The organism is Arthrobacter liuii (assembly GCF_014639275.1).
GTDB classification, from domain to species: Bacteria; Actinomycetota; Actinomycetes; order Actinomycetales; family Micrococcaceae; genus Arthrobacter; species Arthrobacter liuii.
Genome location: NZ_BMFW01000030.1, coordinates 36,767 through 43,376 on the forward strand (window position 1 = coordinate 36,767; position 6,610 = coordinate 43,376).

Consider the following 6,610-nt stretch of genomic DNA (forward strand, 5'->3'; position numbering starts at 1 on the left):
CACAAGCCGGCACGACGTCTGGCCAGAGCTCTCGTTGCACGGATATGCCCGGGCGCCGTGTTCGACCCGTCGACCAGGTTACGGTTTCGCCAGGTGTCTGTAGATCGTGGGCCGGGTGACGCCGAATTCCTGGGCGATATGTTCCACCGTGTAGGCTCGCTTCCCGTCCGCTCCCTTTTCCTCGTACATTTCCCGGGCCAGCTTTACCTGACGGGGGCCGAGCTTGGGTTTCTGTCCGCCGGTTCGCCCCCTCGCCCGCGCCGCGGCCAGACCGTCACGGGTCCGTTCGGACATCAGGGCATGTTCGAACTCGGCAATTGAGCCAAGGATTTGGAAGAACATCAGCCCCATCGCGGTGGACGTATCGATGCTTTGGTCCAAGACCACCAGATCAACCCCTCGCTCCTGGAGAGCCTTGGAGACCTCAATGAGGTTTTCCAAGGACCGCCCGAGCCGGTCGAGTTTGGTCACAACGAGTTGGTCACCTGCCCGGTTGGCCGAGAGCAGGGCCTTGTCCAGTTCAGGCCGGCGGGCAAGCTTTCCCGAAGCCACATCAACGAACACCTGTTCACAGCCAGCCGCAGCCAGGGCGTCATGCTGGGCCTCGGGGTGTTGATCAGGGGTAGAGACCCGCCCATATCCAACGCGCATGAATATAACGTATCACCAACCCTAGTAAGCGTTACATAGGTGCGTACACGGCAAGCATTGCAAAAAGCAACTCCGGAATTTTGCGGATTGCTGAACGCATCAAGAGATGTATCGCGAACGATCGTTATCGGACGTCCTTGTTGTCGTAGTGAGGGCCTGATGCTCTGCAACGTGGCCGTTGGTCGGCCGGGAGTAGCTGGCGGCGATGGCACGAACTGAAATCAAAACTGTCCAGGAGGAAGGCATAGTCCCGGAGGCGTGAGGACCGTGGATCTGTGCCGGCGCCCCCCAAATTATGTCCGCCGACACAGCCGCTCGTTGAGCGGAGCTCCCAATGGATCCCGGATAACACTAAATGACTTCGATCACATAAACAAGACGGTCGTCCGGTTTTTGGCGATCAAGGCGATCGCGGAAACGGCTTCATAGCGCGCGGGTCCTTTACGGCGCTGTAGGAGCAGGCCTCTCGGGCAGGCCGGTGGAAATAAGTCGGGAAAGGGTCCGGGGGTTTTCGTGAAAATCCTCGTGCAGGATCCCGGGAAGCAGAATCTCCCACATCTCTTCGATCCGTTGCATAACGTCAGCGCGGCTGGTGAGCACGCCGGAGACCATTTGAACCCCGGTGAATGAGGCAACAAGGTATCGGGCGAACGCTCCGGCATCGATGGAAGCCCGGATCTGCAGTTCTGACTTGGACCGCTCGGTCAGCTGCTCCATTATGGCGATCCAGTCCTCATAAGGGCCACGCACGGGTGGACCGAAGGCCGTCGCCTCGAACGTCAAACGAATCCCGGCTCTAACAACCGGCTCGTCCACGAGCTGGAGCCCGAAACCGCGGCACATGAGAATTATCTTCGTCAGGGCCGGTAAATTCTCGGCAAGAATCCTCTCACCCTCGGCCGCTGCGATCCGGTGCTGGACCTCGATGACTGCCCGGGCGAGATCCTCCTTGGACTGAAAATGGAAATAGAGTGCGCCCTTGGTCAGCCCGGACACCTCAGACACCCGAGACAGAGTCGCACCACCGTATCCGTGCTCCTCGAAGACGGCAGCGGCACCGAGGAGCGCGGCACCGCGGGTGGCTTTCGCCCGATCCTGAAGGACCATCTATGAACCTCAAACTCCTGGTACAAACCGGGACCATCAACCGTCTTCGACACGCCGCTGAACCGCCGGAAGTTCATCCGATCCTAACAAGAAGCAAATCCGCATGGGGACGACATAGGGCAGCGTCCACGCACGGAAACCCCGAGCCTGCGGTTGCTCGGTGCGGTCATTTCTCGCCGCCGGGGCCTCGTCAGCACAACAGAAGTTCTTTGGGTTGCAGTGGAATTCGTGGGTCGTCTTGGGGCGAGCGTCGTGTCTTGAGGGTGGCTGGCAGGGGCAGCATTTTAGCGTGAGCCGTTGTCCGTAAAGGACGGTCTAACAGGGACAGGTCCTGGGGGTGGCGTAATGGCAATCTCTACTGCGTCGCGGTGAACATCACCCGGCTCTTACTTGGTCGGGGCGTCTTCCGTTGAAGCGTTGTCCTTGCCGAAGCGGCGGAGCATGGCTGCCATGCTCCGCACGGATGCAGGGTCTTCCTGCCAGGGTTTGCCGCCCCGTGCCCCCCGTTTCCGGGCTGCCTGCCCAGTATTGGTCGTGGTTTTGCCAAGTTTCCTGAGTCTTTACGCAGGGTTATCTGTGGTCCGGCTAATCGGCATTTTTCGACTGTTAAAGTAATCCCGTTGATCCTCTGCACTAACGGCCACCCGGGCGTTTGTCGCGCAGCAAGGGACTGCCGGCGATGTCCCGCTGCTCACCAGGAGAAGGATGCCATGCCTATAGCCGTCCTGACCGCCGGCGCTGCCGTGGCCGTAGTCGGCGCATCCGCGTCCACGGTCAGCAAGCAGCCGGCCGTCACGTTCACGGCTGCTCCAGCGCAGAGGACGGCCTTTCGGTAAGCGCCTGCGCTTGATCCGAAGTTTTGCAGAAGACATCATCATCAATTTCAGCGCAGGCTTTAAAGGCTTGCTGGGGAGTCGGGAAGCCGAGAGGAGCGGATGTGCTCAAGGGATTTTTCACATTTGAAGCTTGCATGAACAGGGGGGTCGCGGGTTTCCTCCTGGCAGGAGTGCTGCTTGGTTCTGCCATGCCGACAGCATTCGCAGTGGATAAGCCCGTTGCGCCGTCTGGTCCTTCAGCTGTGCAAAAGTCATCGGCTCCGCCGCAGGCCACTGACCAGTTCATCGTGAAGTTTAAGCCTTCCGCAGCCGGCAGCGCTGTAGAGCGGGGCAAGACCTATTCGAAGACCGGCCTCGCTACCTCCATTGACGTGAAGGAGGTAAAGACAACGGCCGGTGACGCCAAGGTGGTGAAGGCCGGCCACAGGCTCAACGCCGAGGAGTCCCGGAGCGTGCTGCAGAGCATCGCTGCGGACAGCAACGTGGCATCCGTTGAGCCCGACATTCTCATGCAGCCGACGTCCACTCCCAACGACACCTACTACTCCCGGCAATGGGCATTGTCCGATCCCAACGTGGGACTCCGGGTCCCGGGCGTGTGGGACAGGACCACGGGAGCAGGTCAGGTTGTGGCCGTGATTGACACCGGCATTACATCCCACAGCGACCTCAATGCCAACATCATTGCCGGGTACGACATGATTGCCGACCCAGCGACTTCAAGCGACGGCGACGGCAGGGACCCAGACGCATCCGACCCGGGAGATTACCGGATTTCGGGGGCCTGCGGCTCCGCCTCAACCTCCAATTCTTCCTGGCACGGAACGCATGTCGCCGGCATCATCGCCGCCGTTGCCAACAACGGAGAAGGTGTTAGCGGTGCGGCTCCCGGGGTGAAAATCGAACCCGTCCGCGCACTCGGCGACTGCGGCGGCTACCTCTCGGATATTTCTGATGCGATCACCTGGGCGTCCGGTGGAACCGTCACCGGCGTACCCGCCAACGGCAACCCGGCACAAACCATCAACCTGAGCCTTGGCGGCACCGCAGCCTGCAGCGCCACATTACAGGCGGCCATCGATGGTGCCGTAAGCCGTGGTTCCGCCGTTTTTGTGGCTGCCGGCAACGAGAACCAGCTCGCATCGAACAGCACGCCGGCGAACTGCAACAATGTCATCACCGTCGGCGCCACCAACCAGTCAGGCTCCAGGGCCTCATACTCAAATTTCGGCCCTGCAGTTGACATCATGGCCCCCGGAGGCGATACGGGGGCAGGCATCCTCTCCACGCTCAACGCCGGGACAACGACTCCAGGGGCAGAGACGTACGGCTACATGATGGGCACGTCGATGGCGACGCCGATGGCAGCGTCGGTTGGCGCCCTCATGAAGGCCGCTGATCCCTCCCTGACACCGGCCCAGATCAAAGCGAAGCTTGAAGCAACCGCCCGGCCCCTTCCCGGAACCTGCTCAGGCGGCTGTGGTGCCGGCCTCGTTGATGCCTCGGCCGCCGTCGTCTATCCGGCTGCACCCCCTGCCCCGCTGACCCCGATAGCAGCCAAGGCAGCGTCGCTGAACGGGGCCCTTGGAGCAGCGACGACGGGAGAAGTCAACGGGCTCAAGGACAACGGTGCGTACCAGTGCTTCGAACACGGATGCATCCTTTACTCGCCCGCATCGGGAGCGCACGTTTCAGCCGGCGCCATCCGGGACCTCTGGGCGTCGACAGGTTTCGAAGGCGGAGTCCTGGGATACCCGACCACGGATGAGGTCCCTGGTCTGCGTGACGGCGGCGTCTATCAGAACTATCAGGGTGGGGCCATCATTTGGTCACCCGCCACGGGAGCGCACATCTCCGTCGGGGCGATCCGCGGGCTGTGGGCGTCGACAGGTTTCGAAGGCGGGGCCCTGGGATACCCGACCACTGATCAGGTCCCTGGTCTGCGTGACGGCGGCGTCTATCAGAACTATCAGGGTGGGGCCATCATTTGGTCACCCGCCACCGGAGCGCACATCTCCGTCGGGCCGATCCGGGGTGAGTGGGCGGCGACAGGATTCGAGGGCGGACGCCTGGGATACCCGACCACTGATCAGGTTCCTGGTCTGCGTGACGGCGGCGTCTATCAGAACTATCAGGGTGGGGCCATTATCTGGTCGCCGGCTACCGGAGCGCACATCTCCGTCGGGGCAATCCGATCCATCTGGGCCTCGACAGGATATGAATCGGGTCGCCTCGGCTACCCGACAAGTGATGAGTACCCCACCGGAAATGACGGAAGCGTCGCCCAAAACTACCAGGGTGGCGTTATCCACGTTGGTCCCAACGGCGCCTACATCTCCTGATGTAACCCGCAACAGGGAACCCTTGGCGAAGCGGGGCTTTGTTGCCCCGGCAGATCGCCCATTAGGGTGCCGGCGGGCGTGAAAAGCTGCCCAGCGGGATCACCAACATGCCCGCTGGGCAGCGCTTCATAGGGCCTCACTGCTGCCACCCTGAATGGGGCCGAATCGGGGATACTGCTGCTGGATGCCAATGGACGGTCCTGAAATGCGCAATACACCATCATGTCCACTGGGAAGCGGGCGCCAACCCAGGTTACGTCCCGCTGAGTGGTGGAGTTTTCTCGACACCGTGCGGGTCAGTTGTTTGATTATGCTGCAGCGAGTTCGGGGAGCAAAATCGCCTCCTCTACCGGTTTGGCGGGTGTTGTGTGCATGGTCTTGAGTTCGGCCATGAAGGCCTCGGAAAGGTAGCGGCGGTCCCCGGCTTCCCACTCGTCATGTTGTTCGACGAGGACCGCGCCGGCGAGCCGGAGGAGGGCTGTCGGGTTGGGGAAGACCCCGACGACATCGGTCCGTCTTTTGATTTCTTTATTGACCCGTTCCATGGGATTTGTGGACCAGACCTGGCGCCACTGTTTCGCCGGGAACCCGGTGAATGCGAGTACGTCCTCCCGGGCGTCGACGAGCATCGCGGCGACCTTCGGGTGGGATTTGCCGAGCATCCGGGTAACCTCGTCGAACTGGGTGTTCACGTGGCCGGCGTCGGGCTGGGCGAACACGGTGCGGATGATCGAAGCGACCATCTCCTGGGATCCCTTCGGGACGGTGGAGAGCACGTTGCGCATGAAATGCACTCGGCAGCGCTGCCACGCGGCACCCTGGAACACCGTCCCGATGGCTTTCTTCAGGCCGGTGTGGGCGTCGGAGATCACCAGTTTCACTCCGTCCAGTCCGCGGGTCTTCAGCGACCGCAGGAACGCGGTCCAGAACCCCTCGTTCTCGCTGTCGCCGACGTCGAAGCCCAGGACTTCCCGGCGCCCGTCCTCGGCCACCCCGAAGGCGACCACGACCGCCTGGGAGACGACGCGGCGCCCGACGCGGGCTTTGCAGTAGGTGGCATCCAGGAACACGTACGGGTAGTCCATGGTCGAGAGGTCCCGGTCCCGGAACGCGCCGACTTCGTGGTCCAGGTCCTCGCAGATCCGGGACACTTCGGACTTGGAGATGCCGGTGTCAGGCCCCGAGCGCTTTGACCAGGTCATCGACCTTGCGGGTGGAAACCCCGTGCAGGTAGGCCTCCATCACGACAGCGTAGAGGGCTTGGTCCACGCGGCGGCGCCGCTCCAGCAACGCCGGGAAGAACGACCCGGTCCGCAGCTTGGGGATCTTCAGGCTCAGGTCCCCGGCGGTGGTCGTCAACGTCCTGGCCCGGGTCCCGTTGCGCTGTGCGGTACGGTCCTCGGTGCGCTCGAACGGGGCGGCGCCGATGAACGCGGTCGCCTCGGCCTCGATGAGCTGCTGGTACAGGGTTTCGGTCGCGGCGCGGATCCGGTCCGAGACATCGGTGAGTTTCAGTTGGCCAAGGAGGTCAAGCAGGGCAGACTGGTCTAGGGCGTGTCTCCTAAAGCTGTCAGCCAGATGCTGATTGCTCGGAGGACTGCTCCGCCGCGGTAGGTGAGGGCGAGTTTGTCGTAGCGGGTTGCCAGGGCCCGCCACTGTTTGAAGGTGTTGAAG

4 protein-coding genes and 1 pseudogene are annotated in these 6,610 nt (G+C 62.3%); 1 reads left to right on the forward strand and 4 read right to left on the reverse strand.

The window, feature by feature from the left end; genetic code table 11:
* Window positions 1-78: 78 nt before the first annotated feature.
* The 3 genes from IEW19_RS19405 to IEW19_RS19415 form a co-directional block, all read right to left on the reverse strand.
* Window positions 79-651: a recombinase family protein gene (locus tag IEW19_RS19405; protein WP_188573220.1), complete on the reverse strand. Its 573-nt coding sequence runs from the start codon at window positions 649-651 to the stop codon at window positions 79-81.
* Between the two features lie 441 nt (window positions 652-1,092).
* Window positions 1,093-1,758 (reverse strand): ScbR family autoregulator-binding transcription factor, encoded by a 666-nt coding sequence (locus IEW19_RS19410; protein WP_188573221.1) that lies wholly within the window; start codon window positions 1,756-1,758, stop codon window positions 1,093-1,095.
* A gap of 798 nt (window positions 1,759-2,556) precedes the next feature.
* The gene (locus IEW19_RS19415; RefSeq protein ID WP_188573225.1) at window positions 2,557-2,784 is read right to left on the reverse strand and encodes a hypothetical protein; all 228 of its coding nucleotides are present in this window, start codon (window positions 2,782-2,784) and stop codon (window positions 2,557-2,559) included.
* 97 nt (window positions 2,785-2,881) lie between these two features.
* Here IEW19_RS19415 and IEW19_RS19420 point away from each other — a divergent pair, with 97 nt between their 5' ends.
* A complete protein-coding gene (locus IEW19_RS19420; protein ID WP_229748599.1) occupies window positions 2,882-4,936 on the forward strand; it encodes a S8 family serine peptidase in 2,055 nt (684 codons plus the stop codon).
* Between the two features lie 308 nt (window positions 4,937-5,244).
* Here IEW19_RS19420 and IEW19_RS19425 read toward each other — a convergent pair.
* A pseudogene (locus tag IEW19_RS19425) lies at window positions 5,245-6,472 on the reverse strand (IS256 family transposase).
* Between the last annotated feature and the right edge of the window lie 138 nt (window positions 6,473-6,610).

Excerpts from the sequence above, each read along its gene's own strand:
- IEW19_RS19405 (WP_188573220.1), bottom strand. The coding sequence starts at position 651 with ATGCGCGTTGGATATGGGCGGGTCTCTACCCCTGATCAACACCCCGAG.
- IEW19_RS19415 (WP_188573225.1), bottom strand. The coding sequence starts at position 2,784 with ATGGCAGAACCAAGCAGCACTCCTGCCAGGAGGAAACCCGCGACCCCC.
- IEW19_RS19410 (WP_188573221.1), bottom strand. The coding sequence starts at position 1,758 with ATGGTCCTTCAGGATCGGGCGAAAGCCACCCGCGGTGCCGCGCTCCTC.